The 23,678-nt window shown below is 63.3% G+C and carries 18 protein-coding genes; 9 read left to right on the forward strand and 9 right to left on the reverse strand.

What is annotated here, in order from left to right:
• Nucleotides 1–48 precede the first annotated feature (48 nt).
• Both AC3WWH_RS10695 and AC3WWH_RS10700 read left to right on the forward strand, forming a co-directional pair.
• Nucleotides 49–4,227, forward strand: coding sequence for a translocation/assembly module TamB domain-containing protein (locus AC3WWH_RS10695; RefSeq protein WP_113399505.1), 4,179 nt, complete (start codon nucleotides 49–51; stop codon nucleotides 4,225–4,227).
• Between the two features lie 192 nt (nucleotides 4,228–4,419).
• On the forward strand, nucleotides 4,420–5,211 hold the full coding sequence (locus AC3WWH_RS10700) for an APH(3') family aminoglycoside O-phosphotransferase (protein ID WP_058321805.1): 792 nt from the start codon (nucleotides 4,420–4,422) through the stop codon (nucleotides 5,209–5,211).
• Between the two features lie 66 nt (nucleotides 5,212–5,277).
• Here AC3WWH_RS10700 and AC3WWH_RS10705 read toward each other — a convergent pair whose 3' ends face one another.
• The gene (locus AC3WWH_RS10705) at nucleotides 5,278–5,760 is read right to left on the reverse strand and encodes a VOC family protein (protein ID WP_057255053.1); all 483 of its coding nucleotides are present in this window, start codon (nucleotides 5,758–5,760) and stop codon (nucleotides 5,278–5,280) included.
• 111 nt (nucleotides 5,761–5,871) lie between these two features.
• Nucleotides 5,872–6,306 (reverse strand): Lrp/AsnC family transcriptional regulator, encoded by a 435-nt coding sequence (locus AC3WWH_RS10710; RefSeq protein ID WP_043614769.1) that lies wholly within the window; start codon nucleotides 6,304–6,306, stop codon nucleotides 5,872–5,874.
• A gap of 154 nt (nucleotides 6,307–6,460) precedes the next feature.
• Between AC3WWH_RS10710 and rocF the strand changes: the two genes are divergently transcribed.
• The 4 genes from rocF to AC3WWH_RS10730 all read left to right on the forward strand — a co-directional run bounded on the left by rocF (nucleotide 6,461) and on the right by AC3WWH_RS10730 (nucleotide 11,649).
• A complete protein-coding gene (gene rocF / locus AC3WWH_RS10715) occupies nucleotides 6,461–7,384 on the forward strand; it encodes an arginase (RefSeq protein ID WP_058321760.1) in 924 nt (307 codons plus the stop codon).
• Between the two features lie 22 nt (nucleotides 7,385–7,406).
• Complete coding sequence (gene rocD / locus AC3WWH_RS10720; protein ID WP_058321759.1) at nucleotides 7,407–8,612, forward strand: ornithine--oxo-acid transaminase; 1,206 nt, start codon at nucleotides 7,407–7,409, stop codon at nucleotides 8,610–8,612.
• Nucleotides 8,613–8,951: 339 nt separating this feature from the next.
• Entirely contained in the window at nucleotides 8,952–9,431 is a 480-nt protein-coding gene (locus AC3WWH_RS10725; protein WP_057255050.1) for a chemotaxis protein CheW, read from the forward strand.
• A 433-nt stretch (nucleotides 9,432–9,864) separates the two neighbouring features.
• Nucleotides 9,865–11,649 carry a methyl-accepting chemotaxis protein gene (locus AC3WWH_RS10730; RefSeq protein WP_058321758.1) on the forward strand — a complete coding sequence of 595 codons (1,785 nt, stop codon included), beginning with the start codon at nucleotides 9,865–9,867 and terminating at the stop codon, nucleotides 11,647–11,649.
• A gap of 150 nt (nucleotides 11,650–11,799) precedes the next feature.
• Here AC3WWH_RS10730 and AC3WWH_RS10735 read toward each other — a convergent pair whose 3' ends face one another.
• From AC3WWH_RS10735 to AC3WWH_RS10765, 7 genes are all read right to left on the reverse strand, one after another.
• Complete coding sequence (locus AC3WWH_RS10735) at nucleotides 11,800–12,033, reverse strand: formate dehydrogenase subunit delta (RefSeq protein ID WP_058321757.1); 234 nt, start codon at nucleotides 12,031–12,033, stop codon at nucleotides 11,800–11,802.
• On the reverse strand, nucleotides 12,023–12,862 hold the full coding sequence (gene fdhD, locus AC3WWH_RS10740) for a formate dehydrogenase accessory sulfurtransferase FdhD (protein WP_058321756.1): 840 nt from the start codon (nucleotides 12,860–12,862) through the stop codon (nucleotides 12,023–12,025). The genes AC3WWH_RS10735 and fdhD overlap by 11 nt, the downstream gene beginning before the upstream one ends.
• 21 nt (nucleotides 12,863–12,883) lie before the next feature.
• Nucleotides 12,884–15,763, reverse strand: coding sequence for a formate dehydrogenase subunit alpha (gene fdhF, locus AC3WWH_RS10745; RefSeq protein ID WP_058321755.1), 2,880 nt, complete (start codon nucleotides 15,761–15,763; stop codon nucleotides 12,884–12,886).
• A gap of 11 nt (nucleotides 15,764–15,774) precedes the next feature.
• The gene (locus AC3WWH_RS10750; RefSeq protein ID WP_058321754.1) at nucleotides 15,775–17,331 is read right to left on the reverse strand and encodes a formate dehydrogenase beta subunit; all 1,557 of its coding nucleotides are present in this window, start codon (nucleotides 17,329–17,331) and stop codon (nucleotides 15,775–15,777) included.
• Nucleotides 17,328–17,807, reverse strand: a complete 480-nt coding sequence (locus AC3WWH_RS10755) for a formate dehydrogenase subunit gamma (protein ID WP_058321753.1) — start codon at nucleotides 17,805–17,807, stop codon at nucleotides 17,328–17,330. Before AC3WWH_RS10755 ends, AC3WWH_RS10750 begins: the two co-directional genes overlap by 4 nt.
• 179 nt (nucleotides 17,808–17,986) lie before the next feature.
• Nucleotides 17,987–18,883: a LysR family transcriptional regulator gene (locus AC3WWH_RS10760; protein WP_057255043.1), complete on the reverse strand. Its 897-nt coding sequence runs from the start codon at nucleotides 18,881–18,883 to the stop codon at nucleotides 17,987–17,989.
• A 220-nt stretch (nucleotides 18,884–19,103) separates the two neighbouring features.
• Nucleotides 19,104–19,871 (reverse strand): SDR family NAD(P)-dependent oxidoreductase, encoded by a 768-nt coding sequence (locus AC3WWH_RS10765; RefSeq protein WP_058321752.1) that lies wholly within the window; start codon nucleotides 19,869–19,871, stop codon nucleotides 19,104–19,106.
• 171 nt (nucleotides 19,872–20,042) lie between these two features.
• On the opposite strand from AC3WWH_RS10765, the gene AC3WWH_RS10770 reads away from it, so the two are divergent.
• From AC3WWH_RS10770 to AC3WWH_RS10780, 3 genes are all read left to right on the forward strand, one after another.
• Complete coding sequence (locus tag AC3WWH_RS10770) at nucleotides 20,043–20,807, forward strand: DeoR/GlpR family DNA-binding transcription regulator (RefSeq protein WP_058321804.1); 765 nt, start codon at nucleotides 20,043–20,045, stop codon at nucleotides 20,805–20,807.
• Between the two features lie 131 nt (nucleotides 20,808–20,938).
• Complete coding sequence (glpD, locus tag AC3WWH_RS10775) at nucleotides 20,939–22,456, forward strand: glycerol-3-phosphate dehydrogenase (RefSeq protein ID WP_058321751.1); 1,518 nt, start codon at nucleotides 20,939–20,941, stop codon at nucleotides 22,454–22,456.
• Nucleotides 22,457–22,595: 139 nt separating this feature from the next.
• Nucleotides 22,596–23,666, forward strand: coding sequence for an ABC transporter ATP-binding protein (locus AC3WWH_RS10780; protein ID WP_058321750.1), 1,071 nt, complete (start codon nucleotides 22,596–22,598; stop codon nucleotides 23,664–23,666).
• The last annotated feature ends 12 nt before the right edge of the window (nucleotides 23,667–23,678 follow it).

The raw sequence follows: 23,678 nt of genomic DNA on the forward strand, positions 1-23,678 counted from the left end.
CGCCCTGCGGCGATTCCGCTGCAGCGCAACTTGCGCTAAGGGTAGAGCATGAATCAGGTCGTCCGCTTCCTTCGCGCGACGCTGCGCTATGGCCTTCGTGTGCTTGGCGTGATTGCGGTCGTTGCCCTCCTTCTCGTCGCCTTCGTGGGCTTCACGACTCCAGGCGCCCGCCTCGTCGCCTGGGCAATCGAGAAATATGCGGCAACGCCTGACCAGATCGTGCGGATCGCTGATCCGAGTGCGCTGCTGACAGGTGAGTTTGCGGCAGGAAGCATCACGCTTTTCGACGGCCAAGGCGTCTATGCGGAGGTCCGCGACCTCAAGCTCAACTGGTCGCCGGCGGCCCTCCTCTCCTTCCGCTTCGACGCCGCGGCGTTGTCCGCCGGCTCGGTGCGTGTCGAACGCCTGCCGATCCCCTCGACCGAGACCAAGGAAGTGCGCGCGACCTTCGCGCTTCCCGTCGACGTCAAGATCGACGCGATCGATCTCAAGGAGATCGTCATCGGCAAGGCAATCGCCGGCGAAGATCAGTTCCTGACCGCCAGCGGCAAGATCAATGCGACCAACGAGAGCATTGCCCTCAGCCTGACCGCCGCCCAGCGTGACCGGCCGGAAGCGCGCGCCGTCGCCGATATCGTCTTCAACCCGGCGGGCAACGAGCTGAAGCTGGAGGCAACCGTCGATGAGCCCAACAACGGCGTGCTCGCAAAACTCCTTCGCCTGCCCAACGAGCCCGCGGTCAACATCAAGCTGACCGGCGAAGGTCCTCTTTCCGACTGGGCCGGCACTGCCACGGCCGCGCTCGACGGCAGCGAGATCCTCAAGCTCGACGGTCGCCACGTCCAGACACCCGACGGCATGCATCGGCTCACCGTCACTGGCGGCGGCGGCTTCGGTTCGCTGATGCCGCCGGCACTGCGTGCGATGTTCGAGGGCGAGACCAGCATCGACGTCGCAGCCGCGTTCAACGGCCAGGGCATGGTGCGCGTCGACAAGGGGCAGATCGCAACCGGCGCGCTGACCTTTGGCGCCTTCGGCACCTTCGACAGCAAGGGCGACAACAATCTGCAGGCCCGGCTTGCCGGCACCAACGGCGCGATCGACTTCCGCTGGCCGCTGCAGAAGGGCGAGGCCCAGGCAAAGATCAACGCCGTCAACCTGTCGCTGATCGGCGACGCGCAGGCCGCAATCCTCGATCTCGCCGCCGACGTCGCCTCCGTGACGCTGCCGGACGCGGCACTTGGCGCCGTCAAGCTGTCGGCGCGCAGCGACGGCTTCAACCTCGCTACACAATCAGGCCCGCTAAAAACGGTGATCGAAGTCGGTGAGGCAGGCTTCGTCGACGCCAACGTCACCCGGCTGGTCCAGGCGCCAATGAAGATCGACGCCAGCCTGTCGGTGACGAAGGAGAACATCGTCTTCGATCCGGTGACGATCGAAAGCCCCGGCATTGGCGGTTCGGTCACCGGTGCCGTCTCACGTGAGGAAAACACGGTCACCGCCGCCTTCAAGCTCTTTACCATTCCAGCGGCATTGCCGCCTGCCGCCGCGGCAAAGTTCGACGGGACCATCGCGCTTGCTGGCGAGGTTAAGACGGCGAACGACGGCAGCGTGACCGTCGAGGGCCTCGAACTCAAATCGAGCACGATCGAGGCGGCCGGCACGATAGCCTTGGCTCAGGGACAACTGACCACCGATCTCAAGGGAAAGCTGCCCAATCTCGGCAAGCTTCTGGCAGATGCCAAGGGCGAGGCTGAATTTACCGCAGCCGTGACCGGCCCGCTCGCCGAACTCGGCATCAAGGCCGAACTGACCTCGAGCGGCGCCACGCTCGCCGGACGCACCCTCAGCGACCTCACGATCAAGGCCGACGCGAAGGCCAACCCCTCGAGCCCGCAGGCGAGCCTGACCGCAACCGGTGCGCTCGACGGCCAGGCGATCGACGTCAAGGCCGACGTCGTCTCCAAGGACGGACGCACCGCCATCCCCGTGCTCGAAGCCAGGATCGGTGAAAACAAGCTGACCGGTGCGATCAGTTTCACCCCGGACTTCAAACCGGACGGCAAGATCGATTTCAACCTGCCCGATCTCGGCCTGCTTGCCGCCATGGCCGGGCAGAAAGCCTCTGGCGATCTCAACGGGTCGGCCGCAATCAAGACCGCAAACGGCATCACCTCCGTCGTCGTCAAGGCCGGCGGCAGCGGCATCAAGCGTGATGCCCTGACGATCGCCAAGCCGACTGCCGATATCACGATCTCCGATGTCGCGGCCCTCGCCATCAAGGGCAGCGTGCGCGCCGAGACCATCGCTCAAGGCGCCAACCGCGTTGCCGGCCTCGCCGTCGATTTCCAGCAGCAGGCGGGACGCACCGGCTTTTCGATCGACGGCAAATATGATGGTGGCCCGCTCACGGCTAAGGGCGATCTCACGAGTGCGAAGGGACGCACGGAAATTCGCCTCGCCTCCTTCGGCGCGACGCCAAAGGGCATCCCGCTGAAGCTCGCGCAGCCGACGGTCATCGCCATCGAAAACGGCACCGTCCGCCTCAACGCGCTGACGATCCAGGCATCGAAGGGCACCATCGCGGTCAACGGAACGGCCGGCGAAAAACTCGACATCACCGCCAAGCTCAATGCGCTGCCCGCAGCGCTGGTCAACGCTTTTGTCCCGGACCTCGGCGCCGAGGGCACGATCGCCGGCACCGTCGACGTCGCTGGCGCAACGTCCGCACCTGTCGTCGCCTACAACCTCAAATGGTCTGGCGCGTCGCTGGCCGCCGCACGCACGGCCGGGGTCGCCGCCTTCGACATCGCCGCCAACGGCAAGTTCGCCAACAACAAGGTAACGCTCGACACGACGCTTTCGGGCGCCAGCGGCCTTTCCTTCAAGGGCGGCGGCAATGTCGATATCGGCGGCAACATGCCGATCGCAATGAAGTTCAACGGCAACCTACCCTTTGCCCTCATTGCCAACCTGATGGCGGAAAAAGGCTTCACGCTCACGGGCCAGGCCGGCATCAACCTCGCGATTTCCGGCTCCGCCAAGGCGCCGCAGATCGCCGGCACCGTCACGACATCCGGCGGGCGGCTCGTCGACGTGCGCCGCAACCTGGCACTGAACGATCTGACCGCCAATGTCGCGCTCGACGGCAAGCAGGCGACGATCTCCAAGCTCTCGGCCAATCTCGCGACCGGCGGCTCGATCGAGGCGACCGGCACCGTCGGCACGGTCCCCGGCTCCGGCTTCCCGGCCAATCTGACGATCCGCCTGAACAATGCCACCTATGTCGACGGCACGCTGTTCAACGCCAATCTCGTTGGCGAAATGACGCTAACCGGTCCGCTGGTCGCAACCCCGACGCTCGGCGGCAAGGTTACGATCCGCAAGGCATCGATCACCATTCCCGAGAAGCTGCCCACCTCGCTCTCGGCAATCGACATCAAGCACAAGAATGCGCCGCCCAAGGTGCAGAAAATGGTCAAGGACCTGCGCAAGGACGAGGTGCCGGCAGCCGGCGCCAATGCCAGCGGCGGCATCGCCTTCGATCTGGCAGTTGCCGCCAACCAGGTCTTCGTGCGCGGCCGCGGCATCGACGCCGAACTCGGTGGCAACCTGACGATCCGGGGCACGGCCGTGCAGCCGATCGTTTCCGGCGGCTTCGAAATGCGCCGCGGGCGCCTCGAAATCCTCGGCAAGCGCCTGACCTTCACCGACGGCAATATCGGCTTCGGTGGCGACCTGATCCCGACGCTTGACCTCAAGGCGACCTCCAGCGTCGGCTCGACGACGATCACAGTCTCGGTTGCGGGCCTCGCCAACAATCCGCAGATCGCCTTCTCGTCATCGCCGGCGCTGCCGCAGGACGAGATCCTGGCACAGCTGATCTTCAACCGGTCGCTGTCGAACCTCTCGGCCTTCCAGATCGCCCAGCTCGCCTCCGCCGTCAGCCAGCTTGCCGGCGGAGGCTCGACGTCGCTGCTTGATGGCCTGCGCAACAAGCTCGGCGTCGACGACCTCGACGTCACCACCGACGAGAACGGCGGCGCTTCGGTGCGCGCCGGCAAGTATCTCAACGACCGGACCTATATCGAGCTGCAGCAGGGCTCTGATTCTGCCTCCAGCAAGGCGGTCATCAATCTCGATGTCGGCAAGGGCGTGAAGCTCAAGGGGTCGGCTGCGGGCGACGGCTCGGCATCGGGCGGTATCTTCTTCGAGAAGGAGTATTGAGGGGCGGTTTGTCTGGCGTCGCGCTCCTCGACGACATTTTGATCAGATCAAGATACGGCCTGCGGACCGAATACGATCCGCAGCCGCGCGAATGCGTGCACGTCACGTGTGGAATCACCGCCACAGCGAACCCACATCGGCATCAGCCGCCGTCACGGCCAATTTGCTGCATTCATTTTTCAGGTGATTGTATTGTCTTCCCGAAAACCGCATCTCGAATTGCCCGAGAATCTCCTGCCGCTCGTTGCAGGCTATGACTGGAATCATGACACGCTCGGACAGTCGCACTCGAGCATCTATCTGCTGAAGGCGCCGGATCGCCCGATGCTGGTGCTGAAAGTCGAGGCTGCCGGCCCCTTCAGCGAATTCGTTGACGAGGCGGAGCGGCTTGATTGGCTGGCGTCTCAGGGCATGCCCTGTCCGCGGGTGATCGCCCGCGCCTTCGACGCGGAAACGAACTGGCTGCTGCTGCAGGCTGTCGAGGGCACGGACCTCGCCTCCACGACGCTGTCGCCAAAGGACCGGATCGTCATCTTGGCGGACGCCCTGAAACGCTTGCATGGGCTGGACGTCGCCGACTGCCCCTTCGATCACCGGATCGAAAAGCGCATCGCCATCGCGGGAGCGCGCACCGAAGCCGGCCTTATCGATGAAGACGATTTCGACGAAACGCGACTCGGCCGCACGGCGGCAGATCTTTTTGCAGAACTCCGAGCCCGCGTACCTTCGATCGGCAAGCTCGTCATTACCCACGGCGACGCCTGCCTGCCGAACATCATCGAGAAGAATGGCCGGTTCTCCGGTTTCATCGATTGCAGCCGGTTGGGCGTCGCCGATCCCTATCAGGACATTGCACTTGCCTGTCACAGCATCGCCCACAATCTCGGCGAGGAATGGGTGCAGCCGTTTCTGGCGCGCTATGGCATCGACAGGGACGATCCGGAGAAACGCGACCTCTACTGCCTGCTCGACGAGTTCTTCTGATTGCCACGCGGCGGGCAACATATCCCGCCAAAGTGCACGGCCATACAGCGAGAGGCCCGCAACGCCTCAGGCGGCGTTGCGGGCCTCGATGTTCAGATCGACGATTTCGGCATCCTCAATGGCGTTGAACAGCGCCCAGATATGGCCGAAAGGATCGATAAAGGCACCGACGCGGTCACCGGTCGACAAAGTCTCGGCCGGATTGCGCAGGCTTGCCCCCGCGCCGATCGCCCGGCCGATCACACGATCGACATCGCGAACATGCAGTTCCAGGATCACCGCCGTCGTGCCCAGCGCATGCGGAGAGCGCGGTCCCCCGAGCTTGGGCTCCGCATCGCGGCGCGGGTTGGCCCCGGCAATCCGGAAGACCGATTCCCCGATCCTCAGATCCGCACTCGTCAGAATGCCGCTCGGCCATTCGTGCCGCTGCAGGAGCTCGGCGCCGAGCGCCTCGCGATAAAAGGCGATCGCGCGATCCTCGTCGCCATGCCTGACAAACAGCTTCACACAGATCTGCCGATCGGCAAGCCTGCCGCCATTGGCAACCATGACATCCTCCATCTTGGGTGAGGCGCACATCATAGCGAAACATGAGAACAAAGCAAGAACAATTCGACTCAGAGACGCAATTTCCTCACCGCTTTGGGCGGCGAAAAATGCTCAGAATGCACCGGTCATCTTGCTGGTTTTCAACAGGATATTCGTCTCGGTGACGGTGATCCCGTCGATCAGGCGGATGCGCCGCAGCGTCTCGTCGAAGGAGACGAGATCGCGATCCTGCAGCTCGGCGATGAAGTCCCAGCGGCCATTGGTGCTGTGCAGCGCCCGGACCTGCGGCAGGCCGCGCAACTGTTCGGCAACGCGGTCGGCCATCTTTCCATGCACCTCGATCATCACCACGGCGCGGACCCCGGAAGCCGGGATTTCCGCGCCGGTTCGGATGGTAAAGGCGGCGATCGTGCCATTAGCGACGAGCCTGTCGATGCGGGCAGCAACGGTCGCGCGCGATACGCCTGTCATTTCCGATAGCGTTGAAACGGGGATGCGCGCATTCTGGCGCAAGGCGCTGATGAGTGCCTGATCGAGATCATCCATTGCTATCACTTTGTAACATGGTGCTTATCAATCTGTCGATTTTATCTCACTAATCGGCAGTTTTCCATCTTTTTGCTGACATGCATTTTGGCCATAATCCGCGCGATCCCAACCGGGTACACACGGAATTATCTTGAGAAGGAATCGGGCGGATATGACGACCATCACGCTGATCGGCGCACCCATCGAAGAAGGTTCTGGACGGCGCGGCGCAGCCATGGGGCCGACGGCCCTGCGCATAGCCGGCATCGACACGGTGCTGCGCGACCTCGGCCACACGGTTCACGACGAAGGCGACGTCAAGCCGCTGCCGGCCCGCGACCTCGCCAACCACCCGGGCGCCAACAATCTGCAGATCGTCGCAGCCTTTGCCCGCGCGCTGCACGATTCCGTGCACGACACGGTTCGCAAGGGCCACTTCCCGATCATCCTCGGCGGTGACCACGCGCTCTCCATGGGCAGCGTCTCCGGCATGGCGCGTTACGCCGCCGAAGTCGGCCGGCCGCTCTTCGTGCTCTGGCTCGACGCCCACGCCGACTTCAATTCGCCGTCAACCTCCCCCTCCGGCAACATGCACGGCATGCCGGTCGCGTATTTCTGTGGCGAAGCGGAATTCGCTCCGATTCTGCCGGCCGACCGGCCGTTCGTCGATCCGAAGAAGGTCTTCCAGGTCGGCATCCGCTCCGTCGACGATCGCGAGCGCGAAGAGATCACCGAGCACGGCGTACGCGTCTATGACATGCGCGCCGTCGACGAACTCGGCATGGCCCACATCATGCGCCAGATCCTCAATGAGGTTCGCGCCGCCAACGGCCTGCTGCATGTCAGCCTCGATGTCGATTTCATGGATCCGGAACTCGCCCCCGGCGTCGGCACCACCGTTCCCGGCGGCGCGACCTTCCGCGAGGCGCACCTGATCATGGAAATGCTCTGGGAAAGCGAACTCGTTTCCTCGCTCGACGTCGTCGAGCTCAACCCCTTCCTCGATGACCGCGGCAAGAGCGCGCGTATCCTGGTCGAATTGACGGCGAGCCTCTTCGGCCGCCGTGTGCTCGACCGGCCGACCCGCAGCGCCTGAGATAACAAACGGAGGACAATGTATGAATACGACGGCAGCCCTGATCGAAACCGAATACCGGCTTGGCGCGCATAACTACAAACCGCTCGACGTGGTGCTCTCGCGCGGCGAAGGCGTCTATGTCTGGGACATGGAGGGCAATCGCTACCTCGATTGCCTCTCGGCCTATTCGGCCGTCAACCAGGGCCACTGCCATCCGAAGATCCTGAAGGCGATGATGGAGCAGGCGCAGAAGCTGACGCTCACCTCCCGCGCCTTCCGCAACGACCAGCTCGCGCATTTCTATGAAGAGATCGCAGCCCTCACCGGCTCGCACAAGGTGCTGCCGATGAACTCCGGCGCCGAAGCCGTCGAAACCGCCGTCAAGGCGGTGCGTAAGTGGGGTTACGAGGTCAAGGGCGTGGCCGAGAACCAGGCCGAGATCATCGTCTGCTCCAACAACTTCCATGGCCGCACCATGGGCATCGTCGGCTTCTCCACCGACCCGGATGCCCGCACCGGCTTCGGTCCTTTCGCACCGGGCTTCAAGGTCGTGCCCTTCGGCGACATCGACGCCTTCCGCGCTGCGATCAACGAGAACACCGTCGCCTTCCTCGTCGAGCCGATCCAGGGCGAAGCGGGCGTTATCGTTCCGCCGGTTGGCTATTTCACGACCGTTCGCGAGCTCTGCACCAAGCATGGCATCACGCTGATCCTCGACGAAATCCAGACCGGCCTTGGCCGTACCGGCAAGCTGCTCGCCGAAGAACACGAAGCCATCGAGGCCGACGTGACGCTGATCGGCAAGGCGCTCTCTGGCGGCTTCTACCCGGTCTCCGCCGTGCTTTCGAACTCCGAAGTATTGGGTGTTCTGAAACCGGGCCAGCACGGTTCGACCTTCGGCGGCAACCCGCTCGCCTGTGCCATCGCCCGGGCGGCGCTGAAGGCGCTGACGGAAGAAGGCATGATCGAGAACTCAGCCCGCATGGGCGAGCGCTTCCAGAAGGGCCTCACCGACATCCGCTCCAACATCATCAAGGAAGTTCGCGGTCGCGGCCTGATGCTGGCGGTCGAGCTGGTGCCGGAAGCCGGTGGCGCCCGCAAGTACTGCGAAGCACTGAAGCAGCTGGGTATCCTTGCCAAGGACACCCATGGCGACACGATCCGCATTGCGCCGCCGCTAGTGATCACCGCTGAACAGGTCGACTGGGCCGTGGAACAGTTCGCAAAGGTTCTCGCCTCCGCCTGACGTCACGATCCGATCCGCCCCGAGCCAGGCTCAGGGCGGATCATCCTTGAAGCGACGCAATTCCGGACGGAAAACCGTTTCACACTTTTCCTGGAACTGCTCTAAACACTTGCAAAAGCAAGTCTTAACGAATCCCGGCCTATAGTCCTTTCCCAAAGCGCAAAGCGGTTCTTCCGCGCATGATGCAGCTGCGCCCCGCCGGATGTGATCGGCGGACTGTAAGGATCTCTCCCCAACGGACCATCGCGGCGCTCCCATGCGCCGGCAGCCATGCGGAGATATCTCGAGTTTGGCGGTGTCGCGCCATGGGCGTCGACCGGAAAGCTGGAAGGACCTTCGATGACAAGCACACTCAGGACGGCCGGGTTTGACGGCGAGACGCTGGAGATCATTGCGTTCCGCCTCCACGATCAGGAATTCTGCGTCAAGACGACGACGATCCGCGAAATCCGCGGCTGGGCACCCTCCACCCCCATTCCCCATTCGCCGCCGGAAGTAATCGGTGTCATGAACCTGCGCGGCACGGTGATCCCGATCATCGATCTCGCCCACAAGCTCGGCATGAAATCGACGACGGCCAACGAACGCAGCGCCATTGTCGTCGCCGAAGTGCACAACATGGTGATCGGCCTCGTCGTCGACCGCGTCTCCGACATCCTCACCGTTCAGGGCAGCCAGGTGCAGCCGGTTCCGGAAGTGACAGCATCCTTCGACAAGAGCTTTGCCGAAGGCATCATCGCCAACGAGAACGGCATGATCTGCTTCCTCAACCTGGCGCGCATGTTCAAGGAACGTGAAGTCGAAGAACTGGCCGCCTGAGGTAACCCTGAGGTAGCAGACGAACGACATGAAGGCCGCCCTACGTGCCGTGGGGCGGCCTTTCTTATTGGCGGCAGACCCAGATTGCACGGCAGTCGATTAGAAAAACAGGATCAACTAATTCAACTAAAATTGGATATACGAGTTTTTACAACTGAAATTTGATAGTTGCTATTTTAACACCTGCTTAATAGTCCTGTTACTAACCTAGATTGTAGAAACACGGCGCCTTGGGCATGAAGCCCGGTAGTTCGAACTCCCCTCACGAAGCACGAAGCCGCTGACCCGGTGGGCCGGCGTAGGACGACCAGACAATTTTCGGCAGGCCGGTATTTGTCTTAGTCCGGGAGTTGCGCCGCTTTGGCCCCGCAAACCCTGTCAAAGAAGGCACGAAGCCCCGGCTTGAGCCAACAAACGAGATCAGAGGGTTACAATGTTCGCTCTCGGTAAAATTGCAGATGCGCGCCAGATCGTCGCCGCGCTTTCGAAGTCGCAGGCCATCATCCAGTTCGACCTGACCGGCAAGATCCTGACCGCCAATGAGAACTTCTGCCAGGCGCTCGGCTACGGCCTTTCGGAAATCGTCGGCCAGCACCATCGCATGTTCTGCCCGGCCGACTACACCCAGACGCAGGAATACCGCGACTTCTGGGCCCGCCTCGGGCGCGGCGAGTTCGACGCCAATGCCTACAAGCGCATCGCCAAGGGCGGCCGCGAAATCTGGATCCAGGCGAGCTACAACCCGGTGTTCCGCAACGGCAAACCGTACAAGGTGGTGAAGTTCGCAACCGACATCACCGCCGCCAAGGTGCGGGCAACCGAGGATGCCGGCAAGCTCGACGCGATCTCCCGCTCGCAGGCAGTCATCGAGTTCACGCCGACAGGCGAAATCCTGACGGCCAACGAGAATTTCTGCGCCGCACTCGGCTACAGCCTCTCGGAAATCCAGGGCAAGCATCACAGCATGTTCTGCGAACCGAACTACGCCCGCACCGCCGAATATGCCGACTTCTGGAAACGTCTCGCCGCCGGCGAGTTCTTCTCCAACGAGTTCGTGCGCTATGGCAAGGGCGGCAAGGAGATCTGGATCCAGGCGGCCTACAACCCGATCCGCGACTTCAGTGGCAAGGTCTATAAGGTCGTCAAGTTCGCGACCGACGTCAGCGAGCGCATGAGCGCCATCAACAGCCTCGGCGCCGGCCTGAGGGCGCTCGCCGAGGGCGACCTGACCCGCAACCTCGACACGCCCTTCGTGCCCAGCATGGAAACGGTGCGGACCGACTTCAACGGGGCGACCGCCAAGCTGCGCGAGGCGATGCGCACCGTCGGCGACAACGCCAGCGCGATTGCTTCCGGCGCTCGCGAAATCCGCTCGGCGGCCGACGACCTGTCGAAGCGCACGGAACAGCAGGCGGCCTCGGTCGAGGAAACCGCAGCAGCGCTCGACGAGATCACCACGACGGTTGCCGACTCCAGCCGCCGGGCCGAAGAGGCGGGCGGACTGGTGGCCAAGACCAAGGCCGGCGCCGAACGCTCCGGCAATGTGGTCAAGAGCGCCATCGGCGCGATGGGCCAGATCGAACAGTCGTCACGCGAAATCTCCAACATCATCGGCGTCATCGATGACATCGCCTTCCAGACGAACCTCCTGGCGCTCAACGCCGGCGTCGAAGCGGCACGCGCCGGTGAAGCCGGCAAGGGCTTTGCCGTCGTCGCCCAGGAAGTACGGGAATTGGCGCAACGCTCCGCAAGTGCGGCCAAGGATATCAAGGCGCTGATCGGCACCTCCACCGAACATGTCAAGAACGGCGTGTCGCTGGTCGGCCAGACGGGTGCTGCGCTCGAAGAGATCCTCACCCAGGTCCAGGAGATCAACGCCAACGTCTCGGCGATCGTCGAGGCCGCCCGCGAACAGTCGACCGGCCTCAAGGAGATCAACCAGGCAGTCAACTCGATGGACCAGGCGACCCAGCAGAATGCAGCGATGGTCGAGGAAAGCACGGCCGCAAGCCACGCCATGGCTCGCGAGGCGGACGCCCTGCACGAACTGCTCCGACAGTTCCGCTACGGCGAGCAAGCCCAGATCATCGACGCGAACCGCCATCTCGAAGACCGCGCGCAGCCGACCCGGCTCCACGCAACCGCCCGCGCCATGCGCAGCGGCCAACGAACAAGCCTTGCTGCGGCACCGGCCGCGGATGGCTGGCAGAATTTCTGAGCGCACATCCCTGCACCCCGCGCTCGGGAATGGGGAAGGCGGCTACCGGTAGCCGCCTTCCCTTAAATCTTTTCAGACGCAGCAATTGCTTGGAAAACGCCCTGTCCGCGGAGAGCGGAGAACCTGCGGTCGATGATGAGCGCAGGCTAGCTAGGCGGCTTCCGGACGCTTGATCTTCGAAGCCGCTTCCAGCACCAGCGGCGTCAGCCCCTCGCCGCCATTGTCGATATGCTCGAACAATTTCCGCCGCATGCGTGGCTCCCAATATTTGTTGATATGGGTGGCAACGCCCTGGGCCGCCTCGTTCTGCGGCTGGCTCTTGAAGAAGGTGGCGATCTGGTTCGCCATGTAGATCAGCTTGGCGTTGGTGTTGTCATGCGACATCGGCGACAGCTCCGGACTTGATGCGTTCGGCATGGGTGAATATCTCGAATTCGTCGCCGCGCACCAGCGCAATCAGCGTCATGCCCGCAGCCTCGGCCGTGCGGATGGCCAGCGCCGTCGGCGCCGAAATGGCGATGATCACGGGGCTGCCGACGACAGCCGTCTTCTGCACCATCTCGACGGAAACGCGGCTGGTGACGACGACGACACCCTCGCTTCCCCTAAAGCCGGCACGCGCCGCAGCACCCACCAGCTTGTCGAGCGCATTGTGGCGGCCGACATCCTCTCGGACCGCGATCAGGCCGCGTCCAGGCACATAAAAGGCAGCACCGTGCACGGCGCGCGTCTCGAAATGCAGCGGCTGCTGGCCGTTGAGCAGTGCCACGGCGGAGACGACATCCTCCTGCGACAGCGTCAGCTTCGACCCGGAAACATCCGGCGTCGGCCGCACCGCCTGCTCGATCGATTCGATGCCGCAGAGCCCACACCCGACCGGACCCGCCATGTGCCGGCGACGCTGGCGGAGCATGTCGTTCTCTTCGTCCTCAAGCACAATCTGCAGGTCGATGCCGAGATTGCCGGCCACCGTCTCGGCGACGATCTCGACCGTTTCGATCTGGCCGGGATCCGTGATGATGCCTTCGGTCAGGCTGAAGCCGACGGCGAAGTCTTCAAGGTCGCCAGGCGTCGCCATCATCACCGCATGGGTCGAGCCGCCATAGCTGAAGGCGACCGGCGTCTCCTCCGGCACGGCGCGCGAGCCGTCCCGAAGCACGCCCTTGCGGCGGGCAGCCTCGGCAACGGTTGTCGATGTCCTAAACGTCGCCATGGTCGGTCGCGGCGCAAAACATCATTCCGCCGCCTCCAGCTTGCCGGAAATCCGGCGCGACTGGCGGGCCTGCTCGTCATAGTCCACCTGCCAGTCCGAAGGCCCGTTCGACGGCATCACCTGCACCGCCGTCACCTTGTATTCCGGGCAGTTCGTCGCCCAGTCGGAGAAGTCGGTGGTGATGACGTTTGCCTGCGTCGTCGGGTGGTGGAAGGTGGTGTAGACAACGCCCGGCGCAACGCGGTCGGTGATCAGCGAACGCAGGGTCGTTTCGCCGGCGCGGCTGGCAAGCCTGATCCAGTCGCCGTCGCGAATGCCACGCTGTTCGGCATCGTGCGGGTGGATCTCCAGTCGATCTTCCGCGTGCCAGACGACGTTGTCGGTACGCCGCGTCTGGGCGCCGACATTGTACTGGCTGAGGATACGGCCGGTGGTCAAGAGCAGCGGGAAGCGCGGACCGGTGCGTTCATCGGTCGCCACATATTCGGTGCGGATGAACTTGCCCTTGCCACGCACGAAGCCGTCGACATGCATGATCGGCGAGCCCTCGGGATGCTTCTCGTTGCATGGCCACTGCACCGAGCCCAACTTGTCGAGATAGTCGTAGGAGACCAGCGCGAAGCTCGGCGTCGTGGCAGCGATCTCGTCCATGATCTCGGACGGATGACGATAGTTCCAGTTGAGGCCCATCGCCTGGGCAAGCTTCTGCGTGACCTCCCAGTCGGCATAGCCGTTTTTCGGCGTCATCACCTTGCGCACCCGGTTGATGCGGCGCTCGGCATTGGTGAAGGTGCCGTCCTTTTCCAGGAACGTCGAACCCGGCAGGAAAACGTGGGCGTAGTTCGCCGTCTCGTTGAGGAAGAGGTCGTGCACGACGACGCACTCCATCGCGGCAAGCCCGGCGGCCACGTGCTTGGTGTCCGGGTCGGACTGCAGGATGTCTTCACCCTGAATATAGATGCCCTTGAAGGTGCCATCGACCGCGGCATCGAGCATGTTCGGGATGCGCAGGCCAGGCTCGTTGGAAATCTCGACGCCCCAGAGCTTCTCGAACGTCTCGCGGGTCGCGTCGTCGGAGATATGGCGGTAACCCGGCAACTCGTGCGGGAACGAACCCATGTCGCAGGAGCCCTGCACGTTGTTCTGACCGCGCAGCGGGTTCACGCCGACGCCCGGCCGGCCGATATTGCCGGTGACCATCGAGAGGTTGGCGATCGCCATGACCGTCGTTGAGCCCTGGCTGTGCTCGGTGACGCCGAGACCATAGTAGATCGCGCCATTGCCGCCGGTAGCATAGAGCCTTGCTGCACCACGCACGAGTTCGGCCGGCACGCCGGTATAGGCTTCGGTCGCTTCCGGGCTGTGATAGGGCTCGGCGACGAAAGCCGCCCAGTCCTCGTATTCCGACCAGTCGCAGCGCTCGCGGATGAATTTCTCGTCGGCGAGGCCTTCGGTGACGATCACATGCGCCATCGACGTCAGGATCGCGACATTGGTGCCTGGCTGCAGCGGCAGGTGATAGGAGGCTTCGATATGCGGCGAGCGCACGATGTCGGTGCGCCTGGGATCGATGACGATCAGCTTGGCGCCCTCGCGCAGTCGCTTCTTCAGTCGTGACGCGAAGACCGGATGGCCGTCCGTCGGGTTGGCGCCGATGATGACGGCAACGTCAGTGAACTCGACCGAATCGAAATTCTGCGTGCCGGCCGACGTGCCGAAGGCCTGGCCGAGTCCGTAGCCGGTCGGCGAATGGCAGACGCGGGCGCAGGTATCGACATTGTTGTTGCCGAAGCCGGCGCGCACCAGCTTCTGCACAAGATAGGTCTCTTCATTGGTGCAGCGCGACGAGGTGATGCCGCCGACGGAATCACGACCGTACTGATACTGGATCCGCCGGAACTCGGAGGCCACATGCGCATAGGCCTCCTCCCAGGTGACCTCGCGCCAGGGATCGGAGATCTTCTCGCGGATCATCGGGTTGAGGATGCGGTCCTTGTGGTTGGAATAACCGTAGGCGAAACGGCCCTTGACGCAGGAATGGCCGCGGTTGGCCTGGCCATCCTTCCACGGCACCATGCGCACCAGCTCCTCGCCGCGCATTTCCGCCTTGAACGAGCAGCCGACGCCGCAATAGGCGCAGGTGGTGACGACGGAATGTTCCGGCTGGCCGATCTCGATGACCGATTTCTCTGTGAGCGTCGCCGTCGGGCAGGCCTGGACGCAGGCGCCGCAGGAGACGCATTCCGACGACATGAAGTCTTCCGCCATGCCGGCGGAAACGCGGCTGTCGAAACCGCGACCGCCGATCGTCAGCGCAAAGGTGCCCTGCACTTCCTCGCAGGCGCGCACGCAGCGCGAACAGACGATGCACTTGGCCGGATCATAGGTGAAGTAGGGATTGGACTCGTCCTTCGGCATCCACTTGGCGTTGATCTCGCCATTGTTGCGGGCCGTGACGTGGTTCTCGCCCTCGTAGCCGTAGCGCACGTCGCGCAAGCCGACGGCGCCGGCCATGTCCTGCAGTTCGCAATCGCCATTGGCCGCGCAGGTCAGACAGTCGAGCGGGTGGTCGGAAATATAGAGTTCCATCACGCCGCGGCGCACATCCTTCAGCCGCGGCGTCTGGGTCGAGACTTCGATACCCGCCGCCACCGGCGTCGTGCACGAGGCCGGCATGCCGGCGCGGCCCTTGATCTCAACGAGACAGAGCCGGCAGGAGCCAAAGGCATCCATCATGTCGGAGGCGCAGAGTTTTGGCACTTCGATGCCAGCGTCCATCGCCGCACGCATGATCGAGGTACCCTCAGGTACCGTGACCTCGCACCCGTCGATCGTCAGCGTCACCAGCTTTTCGGACTTGGAAGCGGGAGTGCCGTAGTCGATTTCATGTATGAGAGACATGGTCTTCCTCCTCACTCCGCCGCTTCAACGCGCGGTGCCGGCTGAAAGTCATCCGGGAAATGGGTCATGGCGCTCATGACGGGATAGGGCGTGAAACCGCCGAGCGCGCAGAGCGAACCGAACTTCATCGTGTTGCAGAGATCGGCGAGCAGTTCGCGGTTTTTCTCCGGCTCGATGCCGGCGGCGATCTTGTCCGCCACCTCGACGCCGCGCGTCGAACCGATGCGGCAGGGCGTGCACTTGCCGCAGCTCTCGACGGCGCAGAACTCCATGGCGAAGCGCGCCTGGTGCAGCATGTCGACGGTATCGTCGAAAACGACGATGCCGGCATGGCCGATGAGGCCGTCGCGCGCGGCAAAGGCCTCATAGTCGAACGGTGTGTCGAACAGAGCGCGAGGGAAATACGCGCCGAGCGGGCCGCCCACCTGCACGGCCTTCACCGGCCGGCCACTCGCCGTGCCGCCGCCGATGTGATCGATGATCTCGCCGAGTGCTAGACCGAAGGCGGTCTCGAACAGGCCGGCATGCTTGACGTTGCCGGCGATCTGGATCGGGATCGTACCGCGCGAGCGGCCCATGCCGAAGTCGCGATAGAAGGTAGCCCCCTTGTCCATGATGATCGGGACGGAGGCGAGCGAGATCACGTTGTTGATCACGGTCGGACAGTCGAAGAGGCCCTTGTGGGCCGGGAGCGGCGGCTTGGCGCGAACGATGCCACGCTTGCCTTCGAGGCTGTTGAGCAGCGCCGTTTCCTCGCCGCAGACATAGGCGCCGGCGCCGGTGCGCACCTCCATGTCGAAGGCCTTGCCGGAGCCGAGCACCGAAGCGCCGAGCACGCCGGCCTTGCGCGCGATCTCGATCGCCTCAGCCATCGCCGCGATCGCATGGGGATATTCGGAGCGGGTATAAATGAAGCCCTTGGTGGCGCCGGTCGCGATGCCTGCGATCGCCATGCCCTCGATCAGCACGAAGGGATCACCCTCCATGATCATCCGGTCGGCAAAGGTGCCGCTGTCGCCCTCGTCGGCATTGCAAACGATGTATTTGCGTGTCCCCGCGGCCTCGAGAACCGTCTTCCACTTGATGCCTGTCGGGAAACCGGCGCCGCCGCGGCCGCGAAGGCCGCTCTCGGTCACCTGCGCGACGATCGCCTCCGGCGCCATGGCGATGGCGTTGCGCAGACCGGCAAGGCCGCCATGGGCCTGGTAGTCGTCGAGCGACAGGGGATCGGTGATGCCGCAGCGCGCAAATGTCAGTCGCGTCTGCTGCTTGAGGAAGGGGATCTCCTCGGTCTTCCCGAGACAGAGCGCGTGGTCGCCGCCATCGAGCAGCCCGGCATCAAGCAGTGAACCGACATCGCGTGCCTTGACCGGACCGTAGGCGACGCGACCTTCAGCGGTTTCCACTTCGACCAGCGGCTCCAGCCAGTGCATTCCGCGTGAGCCATTGCGTATGATTGTCGCCTCGAGACCGCGGGCCGCGATCGTCTCGGCCACGGCCTTGGCGACCTTCTCGGCACCGAGCGCCACGGCGGCGGCGTCACGCGGGATATAGATTTTCACCGTCATCGCCGCGCCTCCTGAACGAGCGCCTCGAGATCGGCGGCATCGACCCGGGCATGCACCTCTCCGTCAAGCATGGCCGAGGGTGCGCAGGAACAGAGCCCGAGACAGTAGACCGGCTCCAGCGTCACCGCGCCATCCGGCGTCGTCTCATGGAAATCGATGCCGAGCAGCCGCTTGGCGCGCTCGGCGAGCCGATCACCGCCCATCGACTGGCAGGCCTCGGCGCGACAGAGCTTCAGCACATGGCGTCCGGCCGGATGCTCGCGGAAGTCATGGTAAAACGTCATCACACCGTAGACTTCGGCGCGCGACAGGTTGAGCTCGCGCGCAATCACCGGAAGGCACTCCTGCGGCACATAACCGAACTCTTCCTGAAGCTCGTGCAGGATCGGCAACAGCGGACCTTCGAGCCCTTTGAGCTCCTCGACGATGGCAAGGGTGGTTTCCGCGATGTCGGCGCGCGGCTGATGGATGTTCAACGGGAGCCCTCCCGGCTCATGGGCTAGACGGCGACACCCGCAAACGGGCGACCGGTCCAGCCGACATTTCAATACCTGGCGAAGGCCGATCCTCGGCGGTCTCCGGCCATGATCAAAAAAGCTTCGCGCTTATGGCCCGATGGGTCAATAAGGCTGTTCCGTCGATCGATAGAAATAATCTATTGAACCTGGTTTCGCTCACCCAGGATACGCGCCTCGTGCAACAGAGCCGAGACAAGCGGCGTAAACGGCTCACGATGGGTCGCAACCAGGCCGACCGTGTGACGGGCATCCGGCTCGACGATCGGGATCATCCGGATATCCTCATGAAAACCGAATGATTTCGCGACGTTGAACGGCATGATGCTGGCCCAGCGCCCGGTCCGCACATGCGAAAAAAGCACGATCATCGAGTTCGATTCGAGCGTCGGCCTGGCGACCACGCCTGCCTCGGCAAAATGCTGGTTGACGATGCGGCGGTTCTGCATGTCGGCCGTCAATAGACAAAGCCGAACGTCGCTAACCTCTTTCCACGTCACGCTTTCCCGCTCTGAAAGCGGCGTTCCGGCGGCGGTGACGAGGTGATAGCGCTCGACTTGCAGCGGAACGCTGGTTACCCGGCCGAGCGGCTCGTTCTCCAGATAGGTGAGACCTGCATCGATCTCGAGATTTTCGAGCAGCGCCAGAATCTGCAGCGACGTGGTCGACAGCACCGAGAAGGTGACATCAGGATGTTTCTCCTGGAATGGCGCGGTAATCATCGGCACCATCGCCAGCGTCGTCGGCACCGCGGCCAGGCGGATATGGCCGGAAAGGCCCTTGCGCGCCGCCCGCATCTCCTCGCGCATGGTGCGGGCATCGCCGACGATACGGCGCGCCCATTCGAGCACGCGCTGCCCCTCCGGCGTCAGTCCCTGGAAGCGCGACCCGCGGCTGACGAGCATCACGCCAAGCTGATCCTCGAGCTGGCGGATGGCGGCCGACAAGGTCGGTTGCGCTACGCCACACTCCTCCGCCGCGCGACCGAAGTGTCTTTCGCGTGCGAGAACGAGGAACATTTCCAGCTTGTCGATCATGTCATGCCTTTGGAGTTCTTGATTCTGCCACGCTACTGGACTGGCTTGCCCCTCACCCTAACCCTCTCCCCGCTCGCGGGGAGAGGGGACGTGCCCGGCGAGACAAGCCCGCTTGCAGTCAAGGCAGAACGAATACGGCGCAGCGCTGTCCCTTCTCCCTGCGCGCGGGGAGAAGGTGCCGGCAGGCGGATGAGGGGCGAACGCCGACGCAAACACATGTTCAAGCAATCAATTGCCCGCCATTGACCTCCAACACCTGCCCGGTGATGTAGCCCGACAGCGCGTGCGAAGCGAGGAACAGATAGGCCGGCGCGCAATCTTCCGCCGTCCCGAGCCGGCCGAGCGGGATGGTCTTGCGGGTCGCCTCCAGTTTTTCCGGCGACGAATAGCGCTCGTGGAAGTCGGTGGTGATCGTGCCCGGCGAAACGCAGTTGACCCGGATGCCCTCGGGCGCGAGCTCGCGCGCCAGCGCCTTGGAATAGGTGGCGACGAAGGCCTTGCTGGCCGAATAGATCGAAGAGCCGGCGCTGCCCCCTGTCAGGGCGGAGATCGATACGGTGTTGACGATTGCCGGATGCGTACCCTTGCGCAGAAGCGGCAGCATCGCCCGCGTCATTTCGACGACCGCAGTCTGGTTGAGCTGCACGACGGTTTGGTACTGCTCGTCGGTCAGCTCTGCCGCCGGGAAGCGACCGACCATGGTGCCGGCATTGTTGATGAGGATATCGATGCTATCGAACTGGCCTCTGACCACCTCGGCCAGCCCCTCGACGCCACCGGGCGCCAGAAAATCCGCGGTGACGACATGCGCCCGGCCTTCCGTCGCCGCCGATTCGAGAAAATCGGGCAGATCGCCGATCGATCGGCCGGCATGGACGAGCACATGCGCGCCGCAATCCAGAAACTGCCGGGCAACCTCCAGCCCGATGCCGCGCCCTGCACCGGTGACCACAACGGTCATGCCCTTGAACAACGCCGGATGAAACATGTCCTTCCCCTCTTCATTCCTCAAGCAGAGTCGCCCATCGGCGAAACGAATGCAACGCGCACTGATCCTTTGGCCCGCAGCGAAAGCGATTTCATCGAAACCGCCGAATCTGAAATTGCATGGCTTTCGTTTTTGCATATTATGAAACAAAACGAAAATGGGGAGGACGGAATGTACCTGACAGGTCGGCAGGCGGAAATCCTGGAGCTGGCGAAGAGCGAGGGCCGGGTGCTCGTGGAGGAACTGGCGCAGCGCTTTTCCGTTACGCCGCAAACCATCCGAAAGGACCTGAACGACCTCTGCGACGCCAAGATTTTGAACCGCATTCATGGCGGTGCGATCTTCCCGAGCGGCAAGGAAAACGTCAAATACGATGCCCGCCGCCAGATCGCAGCACCGGAGAAGCAGGCGATCGGCAGGGCGGCCGCCGAACTCATCCCCGACAACGCCTCGCTGTTCATCAATATCGGCACGACGACCGAGGCCGTGGGTGAAGCGCTGCTCGACCACAAGGAATTGATGGTCATCACCAACAACATCAACGTCGCCAACCGCTTGCGAGTGTTCCCCTCGATCGAGGTGGTGATCACCGGCGGCGTCGTGCGTGGCTCCGACGGCGGTATCGTCGGCGAGGCCGCCGTCGACTTCATCAAGCAGTTCAAAGTCGATTTCGCGGTCATCGGCGCCTCGGCGATCGACCATGACGGCGCGCTACTCGATTTCGATTTCCGAGAAGTGAAAGTCGCCCAGGCGATCATCGCCAATGCACGCCATGTCATCCTCGTTTCCGACTCGACCAAATTCGAAAGAACCGCGCCGGTGCGCATCGGCCATATCTCCCAGGTCCAGACCTTCATCACCGATCGCTGTACGCTTGAAAATGTCAGGAAAATCTGTGCCGAACAGGATGTTCGGCTGATCGAAACCGACGTCTGAATCGGGAGGTTTAGACACCCCTAAAGATTCGGGGAGCATTCGTTTGACATTCGGTATGTTTTCGTTTTAACTGATTTCACTTTCGCTCATGCATCAATTTGTGCATCGCGAAAAGTGGAGGGGAAACAGCAGTGTCAGAGCAGGCAATCTACGACGTCTTCGTCATCGGCGGCGGCATCAACGGATGCGGCATCGCGCGCGACGCGGTCGGCCGCGGATACTCGGTCGCCTTGGCCGAAATGAACGATTTCGCCTCCGGCACCTCTTCCGGCTCCACCAAGCTCATTCATGGCGGCCTGCGCTATCTCGAGCATTACGAGTTCCGCCTCGTGCGCGAAGCGCTGATGGAGCGTGAAGTGCTCTGGGCAATGGCGCCGCACGTCATCTGGCCGATGCGCTTCGTGCTGCCCTATCATAAGGGCGGCCTGCGCCCGGCCTGGCTCATCCGCCTCGGCCTCTTCCTTTACGATCACATCGGCGGCCGCAAGCTGCTGCCGGCAACGGCGACGCTGGACATGAACCGCGATCCGGCCGGCAAGCCGCTGAAGCGGCTGTTCAACAAGGCGTTCGAATATTCCGACGGCTGGGTCAATGACGCCCGCCTGGTTGTGCTCAATGCCCGCGATGCTGCCGATCGCGGCGCCGTGATCATGGCCCGAACCCGCGTCGTCTCGGCACGGCGTAACGGCGCGCTCTGGACCGTCGAGACCGAAAATCAGGCAACCGGCGAACGCAAGACCCTGCAGGCGCGCATGCTCATCAATGCGGCCGGCCCCTGGGTCGATGCGGTGCTTTCGGGCGCGCTCGGCAAGAACGACGTCCACAATGTCCGCCTCGTCCAGGGCAGCCACATCGTCGTGAAGAAGAAGTTCGACGATCCGCGTGCCTATTTCTTCCAGAACCCGGATGGCCGCATCATGTTCGCCATCCCTTACGAGGAAGACTTCACGCTGATCGGCACCACCGATCGCGACTACACCGGCAACCCGGCGGATGTGCGCATCAGCGATGCCGAGGTCGACTATCTCTGCAGCGCGGCGAGCGAATATTTTCTGGAACCGGTGACGAAGGACGATATCGTCTGGACTTATTCGGCCGTGCGCCCGCTCTATGATGACGGCGCCAGCAAGGCGCAGGAAGCAACCCGCGACTACGTGCTGCGCGTCGAGGGCGACAAGGGTGCGGCACCGCTGCTCAACGTCTTCGGCGGCAAGCTCACGACCTACCGCCGCCTCGGTGAATCCGCGCTCGAAAAGATCGGCGAGGCGATCGGCGTCAAGGGTTCGAAATGGACCGCAGGATCAAAGCTGCCGGGCGGAGAATTCCCCGCCCAGGGTTATGCCGACGAAGTCGCAAGACTGCAAAAGCAATACCCCTTCCTTGCGCCTGTGCATGCCCGTCGCCTTGTGCGCCTCTACGGCACGCAGGCAGCCACCCTCCTGGGTTCGGCCTCGAACGAGGCGGCGCTCGGCCGCCGCTTCGGCGCCGATCTCTACGAGGCGGAAGTCAAGTGGCTGATCGCCAAGGAATGGGCACGGCGCGCTGAGGACGTGCTGTGGCGCCGCACGAAACTGGGATTGAAGCTGACGCCCGGCGAGGCGGCGGCACTGGAGGAATACATGCGAGGCGCGGCCGACGCAGCCGCGTGAGGATCCTCGCATTCCGAAGCATTTCCAGCCAAAGCGCGCTGCGGTTCTGGGTCCGGAAATGCGAAAAACGACGAGATGGAGCGTTTCCACGCCGGCTTGGAAACGCTCGGGACTGCCGACAGGCTGGGTGGAGAATTCAATGCTTGAAATGAAGAAGATATCCAAGGTCGTGGGCGGGGAGACGCATATCTACCCGACCGACCTGGTGCTGGAGAGGGGGTCGCTCAATGTACTGCTCGGCCCGACCCTGTCCGGCAAGACGTCGCTGATGCGGCTGATGGCCGGTCTCGACAAGCCGGCTTCCGGTTCGCTGATCTTCGACGGCATCGATGTGACGGGCCTGCCGGTGCAAAAGCGCTCGGTCGCCATGGTCTACCAGCAGTTCATCAACTACCCGGCGATGACCGTCTATGAGAACATCGCCTCGCCGATGCGCATCAGCGGCGCCGACACCGCGACGATCGACCGCGAAGTGCGCAAGGCCGCCGATCTCCTGAAGCTGACGCCCTATCTCGACCGCACGCCGCTCAATCTCTCGGGTGGTCAGCAGCAGCGCACGGCACTTGCCCGCGCCATCGTCAAGAATGCCGACCTCGTGCTGCTCGACGAACCGCTCGCCAACCTCGACTACAAGCTGCGCGAGGAACTGCGCGAGGAACTGCCGAAGATCTTTTCCGCCTCCGGTGCCATCTTTGTCTATGCGACGACAGAGCCTTCGGAAGCGCTGCTGCTCGGCGGCAATACCGCAGCCCTCAGCCAGGGCCGCATCACCCAGTTCGGCAAGACCATCGACGTCTATCGTCGTCCGGTCGACCTCATCACCGCCCGCACCTTCGCCGATCCGCCGCTGAACTGCATCGAACTCGTCAAATCAGGTTCGGTCTTCGCGCTCGACGGCAAGCCTGTGCTCGCGGTGCCTTCGCATCTGGCTGGCATTGCCGACGGTCCCTGCACCGTCGGCTTCCAGCCGCACCATATTTCGTTCGACCGTCCGCAAGGCAGCGGCGACGCACTCACCGTCAAGACCGCGATCTCCGAGATCGCAGGCTCGGAAAGCTTCATTCACGTCGGATTTGCCAATGCGCGCTGGGTCATGCTCGCGCCAGGCATTCACGACATCGAACCCGACGCGACCCTCGAGGTCTTCGTCGACACCCGTCATCTCATGGCCTTCGGGCCTGATGGACGCGCCATCGGCGGCGCGGCCTAAAGGGGGCGCTGG

The sequence above is a fragment of the Ensifer sp. EB106-03-01-XG145 genome (assembly GCF_058792075.1).